The 14,524-nt window shown below is 75.5% G+C and carries 15 protein-coding genes; 9 read left to right on the top strand and 6 right to left on the bottom strand.

The genetic code is table 11. From position 1 onward, the window contains the following. Window positions 1–72 precede the first annotated feature (72 nt). Window positions 73–1,809, top strand: a complete 1,737-nt coding sequence (locus L3X23_RS36435; RefSeq protein WP_237197315.1) for a sensor histidine kinase — start codon at window positions 73–75, stop codon at window positions 1,807–1,809. Further along, entirely contained in the window at window positions 1,797–2,444 is a 648-nt protein-coding gene (locus L3X23_RS32765; protein WP_237197313.1) for a response regulator transcription factor, read from the top strand. Before L3X23_RS36435 ends, L3X23_RS32765 begins: the two co-directional genes overlap by 13 nt. A gap of 22 nt (window positions 2,445–2,466) precedes the next feature. On the opposite strand, the gene L3X23_RS32760 is transcribed toward L3X23_RS32765, so the two are convergent. From L3X23_RS32760 to L3X23_RS32750, 3 genes are read right to left on the bottom strand one after another with little or no spacing between them, the layout of a single operon-like run. Further along, window positions 2,467–3,162: an alpha/beta fold hydrolase gene (locus L3X23_RS32760; RefSeq protein WP_237197310.1), complete on the bottom strand. Its 696-nt coding sequence runs from the start codon at window positions 3,160–3,162 to the stop codon at window positions 2,467–2,469. Window positions 3,163–3,186: 24 nt separating this feature from the next. After that, complete coding sequence (locus L3X23_RS32755) at window positions 3,187–4,179, bottom strand: alpha/beta hydrolase (RefSeq protein ID WP_374204961.1); 993 nt, start codon at window positions 4,177–4,179, stop codon at window positions 3,187–3,189. 47 nt (window positions 4,180–4,226) lie between these two features. Beyond that, complete coding sequence (locus L3X23_RS32750) at window positions 4,227–5,222, bottom strand: alpha/beta hydrolase (RefSeq protein WP_237197306.1); 996 nt, start codon at window positions 5,220–5,222, stop codon at window positions 4,227–4,229. A gap of 129 nt (window positions 5,223–5,351) precedes the next feature. Here L3X23_RS32750 and L3X23_RS32745 point away from each other — a divergent pair, with 129 nt between their 5' ends. Both L3X23_RS32745 and L3X23_RS32740 read left to right on the top strand, forming a co-directional pair. Beyond that, entirely contained in the window at window positions 5,352–8,126 is a 2,775-nt protein-coding gene (locus tag L3X23_RS32745; RefSeq protein WP_237197303.1) for an AAA family ATPase, read from the top strand. Window positions 8,127–8,138: 12 nt separating this feature from the next. Then, window positions 8,139–8,729, top strand: coding sequence for a carboxymuconolactone decarboxylase family protein (locus L3X23_RS32740; protein WP_237197301.1), 591 nt, complete (start codon window positions 8,139–8,141; stop codon window positions 8,727–8,729). Between the two features lie 13 nt (window positions 8,730–8,742). Here L3X23_RS32740 and L3X23_RS32735 read toward each other — a convergent pair whose 3' ends face one another. Both L3X23_RS32735 and L3X23_RS32730 read right to left on the bottom strand, forming a co-directional pair. Further along, window positions 8,743–9,372 (bottom strand): CoA transferase subunit B, encoded by a 630-nt coding sequence (locus L3X23_RS32735; RefSeq protein ID WP_308116972.1) that lies wholly within the window; start codon window positions 9,370–9,372, stop codon window positions 8,743–8,745. Next, window positions 9,369–10,121, bottom strand: coding sequence for a CoA transferase subunit A (locus L3X23_RS32730; RefSeq protein ID WP_237197300.1), 753 nt, complete (start codon window positions 10,119–10,121; stop codon window positions 9,369–9,371). Before L3X23_RS32730 ends, L3X23_RS32735 begins: the two co-directional genes overlap by 4 nt. 136 nt (window positions 10,122–10,257) lie before the next feature. Between L3X23_RS32730 and L3X23_RS32725 the strand changes: the two genes are divergently transcribed. The 4 genes from L3X23_RS32725 to L3X23_RS32710 are packed head-to-tail and all read left to right on the top strand — an operon-like array spanning window position 10,258 to window position 11,826. After that, window positions 10,258–11,025, top strand: a complete 768-nt coding sequence (locus tag L3X23_RS32725; protein WP_237197297.1) for an IclR family transcriptional regulator — start codon at window positions 10,258–10,260, stop codon at window positions 11,023–11,025. A gap of 39 nt (window positions 11,026–11,064) precedes the next feature. Then, the gene (locus L3X23_RS32720; RefSeq protein WP_093088454.1) at window positions 11,065–11,397 is read left to right on the top strand and encodes a PASTA domain-containing protein; all 333 of its coding nucleotides are present in this window, start codon (window positions 11,065–11,067) and stop codon (window positions 11,395–11,397) included. Then, a complete protein-coding gene (locus tag L3X23_RS32715) occupies window positions 11,394–11,588 on the top strand; it encodes a hypothetical protein (protein WP_237197295.1) in 195 nt (64 codons plus the stop codon). Before L3X23_RS32720 ends, L3X23_RS32715 begins: the two co-directional genes overlap by 4 nt. Before the next feature lie 10 nt (window positions 11,589–11,598). Continuing rightward, on the top strand, window positions 11,599–11,826 hold the full coding sequence (locus L3X23_RS32710) for a hypothetical protein (RefSeq protein WP_237197293.1): 228 nt from the start codon (window positions 11,599–11,601) through the stop codon (window positions 11,824–11,826). 7 nt (window positions 11,827–11,833) lie between these two features. Here L3X23_RS32710 and L3X23_RS32705 read toward each other — a convergent pair whose 3' ends face one another. Then, window positions 11,834–13,411, bottom strand: coding sequence for a Na+/H+ antiporter (locus L3X23_RS32705; protein WP_237197291.1), 1,578 nt, complete (start codon window positions 13,409–13,411; stop codon window positions 11,834–11,836). A 94-nt stretch (window positions 13,412–13,505) separates the two neighbouring features. Between L3X23_RS32705 and L3X23_RS32700 the strand changes: the two genes are divergently transcribed. Beyond that, complete coding sequence (locus tag L3X23_RS32700) at window positions 13,506–14,483, top strand: bile acid:sodium symporter (protein WP_237197289.1); 978 nt, start codon at window positions 13,506–13,508, stop codon at window positions 14,481–14,483. Window positions 14,484–14,524: the final 41 nt, after the last annotated feature.

Raw genomic sequence — 14,524 nt, 5'->3', positions numbered from 1 at the left:
TGCGGGAGGGACCTGGGTCCGGTCGGGTCGCCGACTGGACCGTCGTCGGGATGTAGGAGACGATCTGCCGCGGTGAGCAGCGCCCGGTCCGAGTCGCCCCTGCGGGCCTCGCTGCGCCTCGCCCTCCTCCAGCTCGGGGTGGTCGGTGCGGGGCTGACCGCGCTGGAGATCGCCCTGTTCGTGCACGAGGGTGCGGGCCCCGTCCCCGCGCTGGTCGGCTACGCCCTGACCGGGGCCTGCTATCTCGCGGCGGGCCTGGTGGCCTGGTGGCGCCGCCCGTCCGGGCGGACCGGTGCGCTGCTGTGTCTGTGCGGACTCAGCCTGTCGGCCTCCGCGGCGAGCAACATCGCGACGACGGCCACCGCGATCGTCGGCACGGTGCTCGCGCAGCTGCCGATCGGGGTGCTGTTGCACCTGCTGCTGGCGTTCCCGTCCGGCAGGCTGCCCGACCGGTTCTCCCGGCGGCTGGCCGTGAGCGGGTACGTCGTCACGCTGGTCCTGCCGGTGCCGAGCTACGTCTTCCGGCCGTTGCCCGGGGTGCCCCCGGTGCTGTCCGTCGCGGACCGGCCCGACCTCGCCGAGGCCTTCGCCCGGGTGACGACGGCGGCCGGCTTCGTCGTCGTGGCGTTGAGCGCGTTCGTGCTGGTGCGGCGGATGCGCGGGGCGGACCGGGCCCAACGGCGGGTGCTCGCCGCGGTGTCCGGCTACGGGATCCTCACCATCCTGTTCCTGACGAGCAGCTCGATCCTCACCCGGTTCGTCGACATCGATCCCGCGACCCTATTCGCCCTGCAGCTCACGGTGATGGCCGGGGTGCCGGTCGCCTTCCTCGCGGGCCTGCTGCGCGGCGGGTTCGCCCGCACCGCCGAGGTCGAGGAGCTCGGCGCGTGGCTGGGCGCGGCGGAGGGCGACCGGCCGCAGCTGCGGGACGCGCTCGCCGCCACGCTGGGCGATCCCTCCCTGGAGCTGTTGTTCTGGCTGCCCGAGCAGCGGTGCCACGCCGACGCGTCCGGCAGGCCGGTGGCCCTGCCGCCCGCGGGCGGCTCCCGGGCGGCCGTCGAGATCGACGACGTCGGGGCCATCGTCTACGACGCGGTGTCCCTCGCCGACCCGGAGCCCGTCCGGGCGGCGGGCCGGGTGGTCGCGCTGGCGATGGAGCGCGAACGCCTCACCGCCGCGCTGCTGGCCGGTCGCGCCGCGCTGCGCGAGTCGCGCGCCCGCATCGTCGAGTCCGGGGACCTCGAGCGCAGGCGCCTGGCCCGGGACCTCCACGACGGGCTGCAGGCCCGGCTCGTCGTGCTGGCGCTGCGGGCGGGCACCCTCGCCGACCGGACCGCGCCGCCGGTGGACGAGCAGGCCCGGGCGGTGCGCACCGACGCCGAGACGGCCATCGCCGAGCTCCGCGGGCTCGTGCACGGCATCCTGCCCGCCCTGTTGGTCCAGCGGGGGCTGGTCGCCGCGCTGCGGGAGCTGGTCGACCGGATGCCGCTGCCCAGCACGGTCCGCCTGCCCGAGGAGGACGCGCGGCTGCCGGTCACGGTCGAGACCGCCGCGTACTTCACGGTGGCGGAGGCCCTGTCCAACGCGGTCAAACACGCGGCCGCGCAGGCGCTGTGGGTGTCACTGACCCACGACGGCGGCCACCTCGCCGTCGAGGTGCGAGACGACGGGGTCGGCGGCGCCCACCTCACGGGCGGGGGGCTGCGCGGCATCGCCGACCGCGTCGACGCCCTCGGCGGCAGGCTGGACCTGCTCAGTCCCCCGGGCCGCGGCACCCGACTGCGGGTCGAGCTGCCGTGCGAGTCGTGATCGGCGAGGACGAGGCCCTCCTGCGCGAGGGTCTCGTCCTCCTGCTCCAGGGTGCGGGCTGCGAGGTGGTCGGGGCCACCGACACCGCGCCGGACCTCGTCCGGCTCGCCCGCGACCAGCGGCCCGACCTCGTGCTCACCGACATCCGCATGCCGCCCGACCACGCCGAGGACGGGTTGCGCGCCGCGCTCGCGATCCGCGCGGAGCGCCCGGACACCGCGGTGCTGGTGCTCTCCCAGTACGTCCACCGCCAGTACGCCTACGAGCTGCTCGCCGACCGTCCGACCGGGGTCGGCTACCTGCTCAAGCAGCGGGTCGCGGACGTGGCGGGCTTCTGCCGGGACGTCCGGACCGTGGCCGGTGGCGGCACCGTCCTCGACCCCGACGTCGTCTCCGCGATGCTCCACCGGGCCCGCTCCGCGCCGGACCCGCTCGACGACCTGACGCCCCGGCAGACCGAGGTGATCGCGTTGCTGGCCCAGGGCCGGACGAACGCGGGCATCGCCCGCAGGCTCGGCATCTCCGAGAAGGCCGTGGTGCAGCACGTCTCCCGGATCTACGACCTGCTCGGCCTGGCGCTCACCGACGACGACCACCGCCGGGTGCTCGCGGTCATCCGGTACCTCAACGCGTAGCGCAGTGTGGAGCCGGGGCGGGTCAGCCGACCGCCGCGAGCGCGGTGCGGATGACGTCCGCGACCTCCTTGGGGTGCGCCAGCATGACCAGGTGGGACGAGTCGATCTCGGTCACCGTGGCGCCCGCCCGTTCGTAGCCGAACCGCTCGACGTCCGGGTTGATCGTGGTGTCGGACGAGGAGACGACGCCCCAGCTGGGTCTGGTCTTCCAGGCGGCGGCCGGGGCGGCCTCGCCGAACGCGGCGTAGGCGAGCGGCCGCTGCCCGACGGCGAGGACCTTGGCGACCTCGGGGTCGACGTCCGCCGCGAAGATCGACGGGAACCGCTCGACGTCCACGGTGATGTCGACGCCGCCGGGGTAGGGCGTCTGGACGAGGGCGGTCGCGAGCGGGGAGTCGGGGAAGCGGCCCTGCAGCTCGGCGAGGCTCTCCCCCTCCTCCAGCGCGTAGCCCGCGAGGTAGACCAGGCCGACGACGTTCTCCTCGGCACCGGCCACGGTGATCACCGCGCCGCCGTAGGAGTGGCCGACGAGCAGGACCGGGCCGTCGATCGCGCGGACGACCGAGGCGATGTACTCCGCGTCGCCGATCAGGCTCCGGTTGGGCACGGCCGGGACCCGGACCGTCACCCCCGAGGACAGCAGCTCGGAGACCACGGGGGCGAAGCTCGCGGCGTCGGCGAAGGCGCCGTGCACGAGGACGACGGTGGGCTGGGGCATGAGCGACTCCTTCTCGGCGGTGGATCAGGGGTGCAGTGCGTCGTGGAGGAACTCGCCCGCGAGCCTCGTGGCGGTACGGGCGGCGTGCGTGTCGCGCAGGGCGTCGAGCATGACGAAGTCGTGGATGATGCCCTGGAAGCGCACCGCGGTGACCGGCACGCCCGCGGACCGCAGCTTGGCGGCGTAGGCCTCGCCCTCGTCCCGCAGGACGTCCGCCTCGCCGACGATCACGAGGGCCTCGGGCAGCCCGGCGAGGTCGTCGAGGGTGGCGCGCAGCGGGGAGGCGGTGATCTCGGCGCGCTGCGCGGGATCGGTCGTGTACTGGTCCCAGAACCAGTGCATGCCCTCCCGGGAGAGGAAGTACCCGGTGGCGAACTCCTCGTAGGACGCGGTGTCGAACGCGGCGTTCGTGACCGGGTAGAACAGCACCTGCGCGGCCAGGGCGGGGCCGCCGCGCTGCTTGGCCAGCAGCGTGGTCGCGGCGGTCATGTTCCCGCCGACGGAGTCCCCGGCCACGGCGATGCGGGTCGGGTCGAGGCCCTGCTCGGCGCCGCTCGCGGCGACCCACTGCAGCGCGGCGTAGATCTCCTCGATCGCGGTGGGGTAGCGCGCCTCCGGCGAGAGGCTGTAGTTCGTGAACACCACCGCGGCGTCCGCGCGCACCGCGAGCTCGCGGATCAGCCGGTCGTGGGTGTGGGCGTTGCCGAACACCCAGCCCGCGCCGTGGGTGTAGAACACCACCGGCAGCGGGCCGGTCGCGCCGACCGGCTTGAGGATCCGGATCGAGACCTCGCCGGACGGGCCGCCGGGGACGGTCAGGTCGGTCACCTCGGCGTCCGGTCGGGAGACGCCGTCTCCGGCCTGGACCTGGTCGACGGTCTTGCGGCCCTCGACGGGCCCGAGGTCGTAGAGGAAGGGGGGCTTGCTCGTCGCGTCGGCGAAGTCCTGGGCGGCGGGCTCCAGCACGGGTTTGTCGGTCACCGCGCCAGCGTTGCGTGCCGTAGCGGAGGGCGGCATCGGTCGAACGACGCAATGCGGCGGGTTGCGTCGACTCGGGCTCGGACTCAGGCTCCGGCGCCGGCCCCGCGCGCGGGGTGCAGCGCGCGCCGCAGGAACTCCCCGCCCTGCGCGATCGCCTCGGTGGCCGCCTCGGTCGTCTCCAGCGCGCGCAGGGTCACGAAGTCGTGCACCGTCCCCCGGTACCGGGTCGTGGTCGCCGCGACCCCGGCCGCGCGCAGGCGCTCGGCGTAGCGCTCACCCTCGTCCCGCAGCACGTCCGCCTCGGCGGTGACCACGAGCGTGTCGGGCAGGCCCGCCAGCTCGGTCGCGGTGGCCCGGGCGGGCACCGCCAGCGGGTCGGCCCGCGCCGCGGCGTCCGGGAGGTAGGCCCGCCAGTAGCGGCGGACCTGCGCGCTGGTCAGCAGGTACCCGTCGCCGAGGCCACGGTGCGACGGGGTGTCGCACCGGTCGTCGACGAACGGGTAGTAGAGCAGCTGGGCCCGCGGCCGCGGGCCGCCCCGACGGGCGCCGAGCAGGGCGAGCCCGGTGGCCAGCGTCGCGCCGGCGCAGTCCCCCGCGACGGCGACCCGGTCCGGGTCGAACCCCAGGTCGCGGGCGTGCTCGACCACCCACTCCAGCAGCGCGTAGCCCTCCTCCAGCGCGACCGGGAACCGGGCCTCCGGCGTGCGTGTGTACTCCGGCACCACGAACGCCGCGCCGGACGCCGCGACCAGGTCGCGCACCACGCGCGAGTGGGTGTGTGCGTCCCCGATCATGAACCGGCCGCCGTGCAGGTAGAGCACCACCGGCAGCGGCGCGGCGGCCGGCCCGGGCGGCCGCACCGTCCAGAACCCCACGAGCCCGGCCGGGCCGATCTCGGCGACGGAGAACTCCCCCGGCAGCGTCTCCTGGTCCATCGAGTAGCCCTGCGACTCGGCGAGGGCCAGCCTGCCGTCGTGCGGACCGAGGTCACCGAGGAAGGGCGGCGTGGCCGACGACCGGACCAGCCGCGCCACCACCGGGTCCAGCTCGGGTGACCGGCCGGTCTCCTCCGTCGCCATCGGGCCTCGTCCTCTCGACGGGCCGAGTGTAGAACCCCCGAGCGCCGATCTCGGGAAAGCCGACTGTCCCCGCCCACCGCCATCCGCCACACTGGGCACCCGGTCGTCCGCGCGGGGTGAGGAGCGCACATGGGTCTCGTCGGTCGCGACGACGAGATCCGGCGTGTCCTCGCCGCCGTGGACGGTGCGCGCCGCGGGCCGCGCTCCCTGCTGCTGCTCGGCGAGGCGGGCACCGGCAAGACCAGCCTGCTGGAGGTGGGGGCCGAGGCCGCCGCCGCGGCCGGGCACACCGTGCTGCGCGGTCAGGGCTGCGAGGCCGAGGCCGACCAGCCGTTCGCCGTCCTCAACCAGCTGCTCAAGCCCGTGTTCCCGCAGATCGACGCGCTGCCGCCGGACATCGGCGGCGCGGTGCGCACCGCCGTCGGCCTGCTGCGCGAACCGGCACCGACCGAGGCCGTCGCGGTCCGCACCGGCGTGTTGACCCTGCTCGAGACCGTCTCCGCCCGCAGGCCGCTCGTCGTGATCGTGGACGACCTGCAGCTCGTCGACCGGGACACCGCCGAGGTGCTCACGTTCGTGCTGCGCAGGCTGACCATCGAGCGCGTCGCGCTGCTGCTGGCCGCGCGCTCCACGGTGCGTCCCCCGCGGATCGAGGCCACCGTCCCGTTGGTCGAGCTCGGTCCGCTGTCCGAGGTCGCCGCCGCGCGTCTCGTCGACGACCTCCCCGACGCCCCGACCGGCGGCACCCGGCTCGACGTCCTGCACCAGGCGGCGGGCAACCCCCTCGCCCTGGTGGAGTTCGCCGCGGTCGCGGCGCGCGAGGGCGGGCTCGGCGACACGGGCGCGGCCCCCGCCGCCCGGCTGCAGGACATGTTCGCCGCGCAGCTGGCCCGGCTCCCCGAGAACACCCGGACCCTGCTGCTCTACGCCGCGGCGGCCCAGCACGAGGACCTCGCGACCGTCATGGCCGCGGCGGGGCGCGGCGACGACCTCGCCGGGTGGCGGCCCGCCGAGGAGGCGGGGCTGGTCGCCGTCGGCAGGCGGGCGGTCGTCTTCCGCCACCCGCTCGTCCGGGCCGCGGCCTACGAGTCCGCCCCGGCGGCCCTGCGGCTGCGGGCTCACCAGGACTTCGCCGCCCTGCTCGTCGACGACCCGGTGCGCCACGCCTCGCACCTCGCCGAGGCGAGCGTCGCCCCCGACGAGGCGGTCGCCGCCGCCCTCGAGCAGACCGCGGCGGTCGCCCGGATGCGCGGGGGTGTACACACGGCGGCCAAGGCGTTCCAACGGGCGGCGGAGCGCACCCCGGACCGCGACCGCCGCGCCCGGCGCTACGCCCTGGCCATCGCCGCGGCGGACGACTACGGCGACCCCGCCTGGATCCGCGAGCTGCACGGCAGGTTCGACGAGCTCACCGCCGACCCCGACCTGCGCGGCGTCGCCGCCATCGCCGCGGGCCACGGGCTGTCGCTCTCCGGCCACCAACGCGAGGCGTTCGCCCTGCTCGACGAGCCGCTCACCCGGGCCCGACCGACCCATGCCGGGACCGCGATCTCCCTGACCGGGGTCCTCACCGCCGTCTCCGTGCAGTCCGGCCTGCCCGAGCACGCCGCCGCGGCGGCCGCCCACATCCGACGGCTGGTCCCGGGCGCGACCACGGACCCCGGCGGCCCGCTGCCACCCGCCACCCACCCGGCGATGATCGAGAGCATCCGGGCACAGCACCGGCCCGAGCTCGCGCGCGGCGTGCTGGAGAACCCCGACTCCGCCGTCCACCGGCCGCTGCCCGGCACCGCCGAGACCACCCGGCTGCTCTGCCTCGGCGCCACCGCCTGGTTCGCCGACGCCTCGGACATCGCCGTCGACGCCTTCCGCCGCGCCCGGTCCGCGGTCGGCCCCGGCGGCCCGCTCGGCTCCGTCGTCATGACGCTGCCCGCGCTCGGCTCCGCCCTCGTCGACACCGGCCGCTGGCCGGACGCCGCCATCCTGCTCGACGAGCTCGCCGACCTCGCCGTCGTCCACCGGCACCGCTACCTCGACGCGGACGTCGCCGCCCTGCGCACCGAGCTCGCCGCCCTGCGGGGGAGGGTCGGCCAGCCCCTGGACCCGGCGGCCTGGACGGCGGTGGAGCTGGACGAGAACCGCATGACCCACGCCCGGCTGCTGCGCGCCGCGGGGCTGGCCGCGGGCCTGGCGGGCGACCACGACGCCTGCTTCCGCCACCTGCGCGCCCTCTTCGACCGGGCCGGGGAGCCCCTGCACTACTTCCTGTCGGCCCGCTCGGTCGCCGAGCTCGCCGTCGCGGCCCGCGCCGTGGGCGCCCAGGACCAGGCCGCGCCCGTGGTGGCCGCCGTGCGCGCCGCCCTCGGCGACCACCCCACCACCCGCATGCGGCTGCAGCTGCACCGCGCCGAGGCGCTCCTCGGCGAGGGCCGCGCCACCGACGACCAGGTCGAACGCAGCCACCGGCTCGCCGTCATCGACCCCGCCGGCCAGCAGTGGCCGCTGGAGCGCGCCCTCGCGCGGCTGCACTACGGCCAGTGGCTGCGCCGCCACCGCAGCCCCACCGAGGCCCGCCCGCTGCTCAGCTCCGCGCACGACATGTTCACCCGACTCGGCGCCGCGTACCTCGCGGAGACCGCGCGCAGCGAGCTCCGCGCCAGTGGCGCCACCGCCCGGACCGCGCCGGCCGCACCCACCCCGACCGACCCCCTCGGCACGCTGACACCGCAGCAGCGCGAGGTCGTCCTGCTCGCCGCCCGGGGCCTGCGCAACAAGGAGATCGCCGACCAGCTCTACCTCTCCCCCAGGACCGTCGGCTCCCACCTGCACGCCGCCTACCCCAAGCTCGGGGTCACCGGCCGCCACCAGCTGCGGGAGCTGATCGGCGAGCTGCCCGAAGCCTGAACGGAGCACCGCGTGACCGACGACCTGGTCGGACGGCCCCTGGCGGGTCCCGCCCGCACCCATCCCCTGGCCAGGGCCGAGCTGGATCCCGAGCAGGCCGCCGTGCACGACGCCGTCGCCACCGGGCCGCGGGCCGCCCAGGCCCGGGTCCCGCTCGTCGACGACCGGGGCAGGCTGCTCGGGCCGTTCGGCGTCATGCTCCGCTCGCCCCGCATCGGGGGCGCGGTCCAGCAGGTCGGCGCCGCCCTGCGCACCGATCCGGACCTCCCGCCGCGGCTGCGCGAGCTCGCGATCATGACGGTCGCCGCGCACACCCGCTCGGAGTTCGAGTGGACCGCCCACGAGGCCGCGGCCCGCGACACCGGTCTCACGACACCGCAGCTGCAGGCCCTCCTCGACGGCGCCCCGCCCCCGGAGCTCACCGACGCGGAGGCGTGCGCGGTCGAGCTCGGGCGCACCCTGCTGAGCACCCACGCCGTGCCCGACGAGCTCTACGCCCGGGCCCGGGCCGCGCTCGGGGAGCGCAGCCTCGCCGCCCTGACCTGGCTCATCGGCTACTACGCCATGCTCGCGGGCGCCCTCGCCGTCTTCCGCCCCGGCTGAGCGGATGCGCCCGTCAGACCGTGAGGGGCGCGTCCGTGGCCGCGCGGACCTCGTCCTCGGTGACCCCGGGAGCGGTCTCGACGAGCGCCAGGCCGTCCGGCGTCACGTCGATCACGGCGAGGTCGGTGATGATCCGGTTCACCACGGCCCGGCCGGTGTAGGGCAGCGTGTTCTCGCGCAGGATCTTCGGCGAGCCGTCCTTGGCCACGTGCTCCATCAGCACGATCACCCGGCGGGCGCCGTGGACGAGGTCCATGGCACCGCCCATGCCCTTGACCATCTTGCCGGGCACCGCCCAGTTCGACAGGTCGCCGGTCTCCGAGACCTGCATCGCGCCCAGGACCGCGACGTCGAGGTGACCGCCGCGGATGATCCCGAAGGACAGGGCGGAGTCGAAGAACGCCGCGCCCGGCCGGACGGTCACCGTCTCCTTGCCCGCGTTGATCAGGTCGGGGTCGACGGCCGCGCGGGTCGGGTAGGGCCCGGTGCCGAGGATGCCGTTCTCGCTGTGCAGGACCACGTGCACGTCGTCCGGCAGGAAGCTCGGGATCAGGGTGGGGAGGCCGATGCCGAGGTTGACGTACTCGCCGTCGCGCAGCTCCGCGGCGGCCCGGGCGGCCATCTGGTGACGGGTCAGGCTCACGCCGACACCTCCGTGACGGTGATCTTCTCGATGCGCTTCTCGACGTCCGGGGCGTGCACCACCCGTTGGACGAACACCCCGGGCAGGTGCACCTGCGCCGGGTCGAGCTCGCCCGGCTCGACGAGCTCGGCCACCTCCGCGATCGTGACCCGACCCGCCATGGCGCACAGCGGGTTGAAGTTCTGCGCGGTCTTGTCGAACACGAGGTTGCCGTGCCGGTCGCCCTTCGCCGCCGCGACGAGCGCGAAGTCGGTGACGATGGCCTCCTCCAGCACGTGCGGGACCCCGCCGAAGTCCCGGACCTCCTTGGCGGGCGAGGCCACGGCCACGGTCCCGTCGGAGGCGTAGCGCCAGGGCAGGCCGCCGTCGGCGATCTGGGACCCGACGCCGGCCGGGGTGAAGAACGCCGGGATGCCGCAGCCCCCGGCCCGTAGCCGCTCCGCGAGCGTGCCCTGCGGGCAGAGCTCGACCTCCAGCTCCCCGGAGAGGTACTGGCGGGCGAACTCCTTGTTCTCCCCGACGTACGAGCCGGTCACCCGCCGGATCCGCTTGGCGGACAACAGGATCCCGAGCCCCCAGTCGTCCACGCCGCAGTTGTTGGACACGACCTCCAGGTCCGTCGTGCCCGCGGCGTGCAGCGTCGCGATCAGGGTCGAGGGGATGCCGCAGAGCCCGAACCCGCCGACCGCGAGGGTGGCTCCGTCGGGGATGTCGGCCAGCGCCCGGTCGGCGGTGACCACCTTGTCCATGTCGACTCCTCGTGTCGTGCGGGCCTGTCGTGCGCCCCGGGCAGGGAACCCGGCCGGGCCGCAGGCGCCAAGGTAGCGTCCGTTCAGCGGACGCTCCACGCCGAACCCGTCTGTTCCCCGGACGTAGGATCGCGGGGTGGAGGGGCCCGAGGTGTCGCACCCGAGCGGTGCGTCCGTCGTCGCGAAGGTGGGTCTGGTCCTGCGGGCGCTGGGCACCGCGGGCGCGTCCACCTCCGCGGTGGCCCGCGGCACCCGGCTCCCCCGCCCCACCGCGCACCGGCTGCTCACCGACCTCGCCGACCAGGGCTTCGTCGACCGGGACGGCGTCACCGGGCGCTGGCACCTCGGCCCGGAGCTGTTCCTGCTCGGCGCCGCGGCCGCGCCGCGCTACGACGTGAGCCCGCACGCCCGGGACGTCCTCGCCGACCTCGCGGAGCAGACCGGGGAGAGCGCCTACTTCTCCGTGCTGCGCGGCCGGGAGACCGTCTGTCTCGCCGAGTGCGAGGGCAGCTTCCCGCTGCGCTCGCACGTCCTGCACGAGGGCATCCGCTTCCCGCTCGGCGTCGCCTCGGCGGGGCTGGTGATCCTGGCCCACCTGCCGGCCGACGAGGCGGACGACTACCTCGACGCCACCGACCTCACGACCCGCTGGGGCACCGCGCACTCCCGGCGCGCCGTGCGGCGCCGGATCGCCACCACCCGGGACCACGGCTACGCCGTCAACCCGGGCCTGGTCGTCGAGGGCAGCTGGGGGCTGGGGGCGGCGGTCTTCGACGCGACCGGACGACCGACGTCCGCGCTGAGCCTGACCGGCGTCCGGTCCCGTTTCGACGACAAGCGGATCCCGACGCTCGGGCGCCTGCTCCTCGACCGGGCGCACCTGCTCAGCAGACGGGGGCGCTGATCCCGCGTACGAGCGGGTCCGGCCGGGTAGTCCCCGGACATGGCAGGCATGAGCGGGTCCGTGGTGGTCCCGGCCCTCGTCGGGCTGACGGGGTCGGAGGCCGTCGCGCTGGGCGCCGAGGCGGGGGTGATCGTGGTCACCGGCGACGGGGTCGTCGCCACGAGCTCGGCACCCGTCGTCGAACAGGATCCGGCGGCCGCCCTGTCCGTGGACCCGGGCAGCGCCGTGCGGGTCGTGCTCGGCCCCTCGGGGTCCGGGGACGCGCTCGCCCCGCCGCCCGCCACCGACCCCGACGCCCCCGGTCGGATGCACCCGCACGACGAGCCCGACCGGCTCGACCTCGTCGACCGACCCACAGGAGAGCCTGCATGAGCGAAGCCCCCGATCCCCGACCCGACGACCCCCACCACCTCGAGGAGAAGGTCGACCGGCTCGAGGAGGAGGTCCTCGGCCACCGCGTCGACCAGGACCGCCACGACGGCACCGACGACACGGACGTCGAAGGGCAGCCGAGCGCGGACGACGCCCAGGGCGCCGCCCCCGGCGACGAGCCCACCGACTGAGGAGCACCCCGTGACCGAGCACAGGACCGAGCACCCCTCCGACCGCACCGGGGACGCCCCCGGCGGCGAGGGCGACGACCACGCCCTGACCGGGGCGGGCGGCGGCACCGCCCGCGACCGCTACGACCACGAGGGCGGGACGCGCGACTCCGCCGTCCCGTCGGACGCGGGTGCCACCGACGCCGCCGCCCGGGAGCTGGACGCCGAGAACGAGTCCGAGCCGACCCGCAGCGAGTGAGCCCCATTCACTCCACGGGGTCGGGCCGGGAGAACCGGATCTCCTCCACGTCCAGCCCCGACTGGACCTGACGCAGCACGATGTCGTCGATCCGCCGCTCGTCCCGCAGCTCGAGCAGGGCCTCGCGCTTGCGGGCGATCAGCGCGAGGTGCAGGTTCGCGTACTGGTCGTCGTGGCGCAGCACCTGGTCCGCCTCGGGCCCGTCCGCGGCGGCGACCTGGCGCCGCTTCTCCATCTCGATGCGCACCCGCCGCTCGATGTCCTCGTCGACCCCGAGCTCCCGGGCCGTCTCCGGCAGCGAGTCGATCGCCGCGTCGATGATGAACACCTGGGCGTAGCGGCGTTCCTCGGTGACGGAGTCGTCCGGCGGGAGCCGCGCGAACCGCACCACCCGCGGCAGCAGCAGCGCCTGCAGCAGGGTCAGCACGATGACCCCGGAGGTGATCACGACGATGAGGTCGCGGTCCGGGAAGGGGGCGCCGGAGTCCAGGGTCTGCGGCACGGCCAGCACCGCGGCCAGCGACACCGCTCCCCGGAACCCGCTCACCGCGCTCACCGACCGCTGCCGCGCCCCGACCCGGCGCAGGCGCTGCTCGGGCCGCCGGTCGAGGGCCCGGATGAGGTACGGCATGGTGTACAGCCAGGCCCACCGGACACCGATCACCACGGCGGTGACCACCAGGATGTCGACCACCGCCCGCCCGAGCGAGGCGCTGGGGAGCGCCCGGACCGCGGTGTGGGCCTGCAGGCCCACGAGCACGAACAGCGAGCTGCTGATCACCGTCGTGGTCACCGTCCAGAACGGCACCGACGTCTGCCGGGTGACCGCGCCGGTGATGCGCGGCGTGACCTGGCTGAGGAACAGCCCGCAGGCGACGACGGCCAGCACCCCGGAGGCGTGCACGGCCTCGGCCAGCAGGAACGCCGCGAACGGAGTCACCAGCATCGCCAGGTTCTCCAGCATCGGGTCGTCCATCCGACGCCGCACCTGCCAGCTCAGCAGCCCCACGACGGCGCCCGCCAGCAGCCCGCCGCCGTAGGCCAGCACCAGCAGCCCGCTGACGTGGGCGGGTGAGAGGTACTCCTCCCCCACGGTCACCCCCACCGCGAGCCCGTAGATCACCAGCGCGGTGCCGTCGTTGATCAGGCTCTCCGCGCGCAGCGTGGTCACGGTCCGCCGCGGCAGCCGTCGGGCCAGGACGCCGACCGCGGTGGCGTCGGTCGGGGCGAGCGCCGCACCGAGCACCCAGGCGGGTCCCCACGCCAGCCCCAGCGCATGGGCGACGGCCGCCACCGCCGCCGCGGTCACGAAGACCAGGACGGTACTGGTCAGGAGCACGACGCGCAGGTTGTTGCGGATCTCGCGCAGCGAGGTCGTCAGGCTCTCCCAGTACAGCAGCACCGGGAGGAAGACCAACAGCACGACCTCGGGCGGCAGCTGCGCCTCGCGCAGGTGTGGCGCGAACCCGACGAGGACGCCGACGAGCACCAGCAGGATCGCGGGCGCGATCGGGAAGCGGCGCGCGAGGGCACCGCACAGCACCAGCGCGGCGCCCAGCACGACCGCCATCTCCAGTCCCAGCACGACGCCATCGTGACGGGTTTCGCCGCCGACGGCAGGCGTGGCGCGGAGGTGCGGGAGAATCGCCGCGGGACGGCGGGTGCGAAGGCGGGGGTGCGTGGGCGGGGCGAGCGCGTGGCTGGAGCGGCGCCAGGTCCCGATCTACCTCGCGGCCATCGCCGCGGGGCTGCTCCTCGGGCTCGTCGTACCCGGCGCGGGGCCCGGCCTGGAGACCGCGATCAACCCGGTGCTCGGGGCACTGCTCTATGTGACGTTCCTGCAGGTCCCCGCCGCGGAGCTGGTGCGGTCGCTGCGGTCCGGGCGCTTCCTGGGCGCCCTGCTCGTGACCGACTTCGTCGTGGTCCCGCTCGTGGTGGCCGCGATGGTCGGGTTCCTGCCCGCGGAGCCCGCCGTGCGGGTCGGCGTCCTGCTGGTGCTGCTCGCGCCGTGCGTGGACTACGTGATCGTCTTCTCCGGGCTGGCCGGCGCGAACAGCGGCAGGCTGCTCGCGGCCACCCCCCTGCTGCTCCTCGCGCAGATCCTGCTGCTCCCGGTGTTCCTGGCCGTGTTCGGCGGCCCGGACCTCGCGGCGATCGTGGAGGTGGGGCCGTTCCTCGAGGCGTTCGCGGTCCTGATCGTGGGGCCGCTCGCGCTCGCGTGGGCCACCCAGGCCTGGGCCGCCCGCCGCCGGACCGGGCGGCGGGTGGCGGGGGCAGCGGGCGGGCTGATGGTGCCGCTCATGGTCGCGACGCTGCTCACGGTCGTCGCCTCGCAGGTGCCGGTGCTCGGTGGCGACCTGACCGCGGTCGCCGCGGTCACCCCGTTCTACGTGCTGTTCCTCGTGGTGATGGCGCCGCTCGGGACGCTGGTGGCCCGGCTGGCGCGCCTGGGGCCCGCGGACGGCCGGGCCGTGGTGTTCAGCGGCGCCACCCGCAACTCCCTCGTCGTGCTGCCGCTCGCGCTGGCCCTGCCCGACGCGTACGCCGTGGCCGCCGTCGTGATCGTCGCCCAGACGCTCGTGGAGATCGTCGGCATGGTCGCCTACGTGCGGCTGGTCCCGCGGCTGCTCCCGGCGGGCGGCCGACTCCGCTCGTGACGGCGGGCGTGGAGCGCCGGCAGGATGCGCAGCGTTCGCCC

This window comes from Pseudonocardia sp. WMMC193 (assembly GCF_021728735.1).
Taxonomy (GTDB): domain Bacteria; phylum Actinomycetota; class Actinomycetes; order Mycobacteriales; family Pseudonocardiaceae; genus Pseudonocardia; species Pseudonocardia oroxyli.
This window is presented reverse-complemented; position numbering and strand designations above follow the sequence as displayed.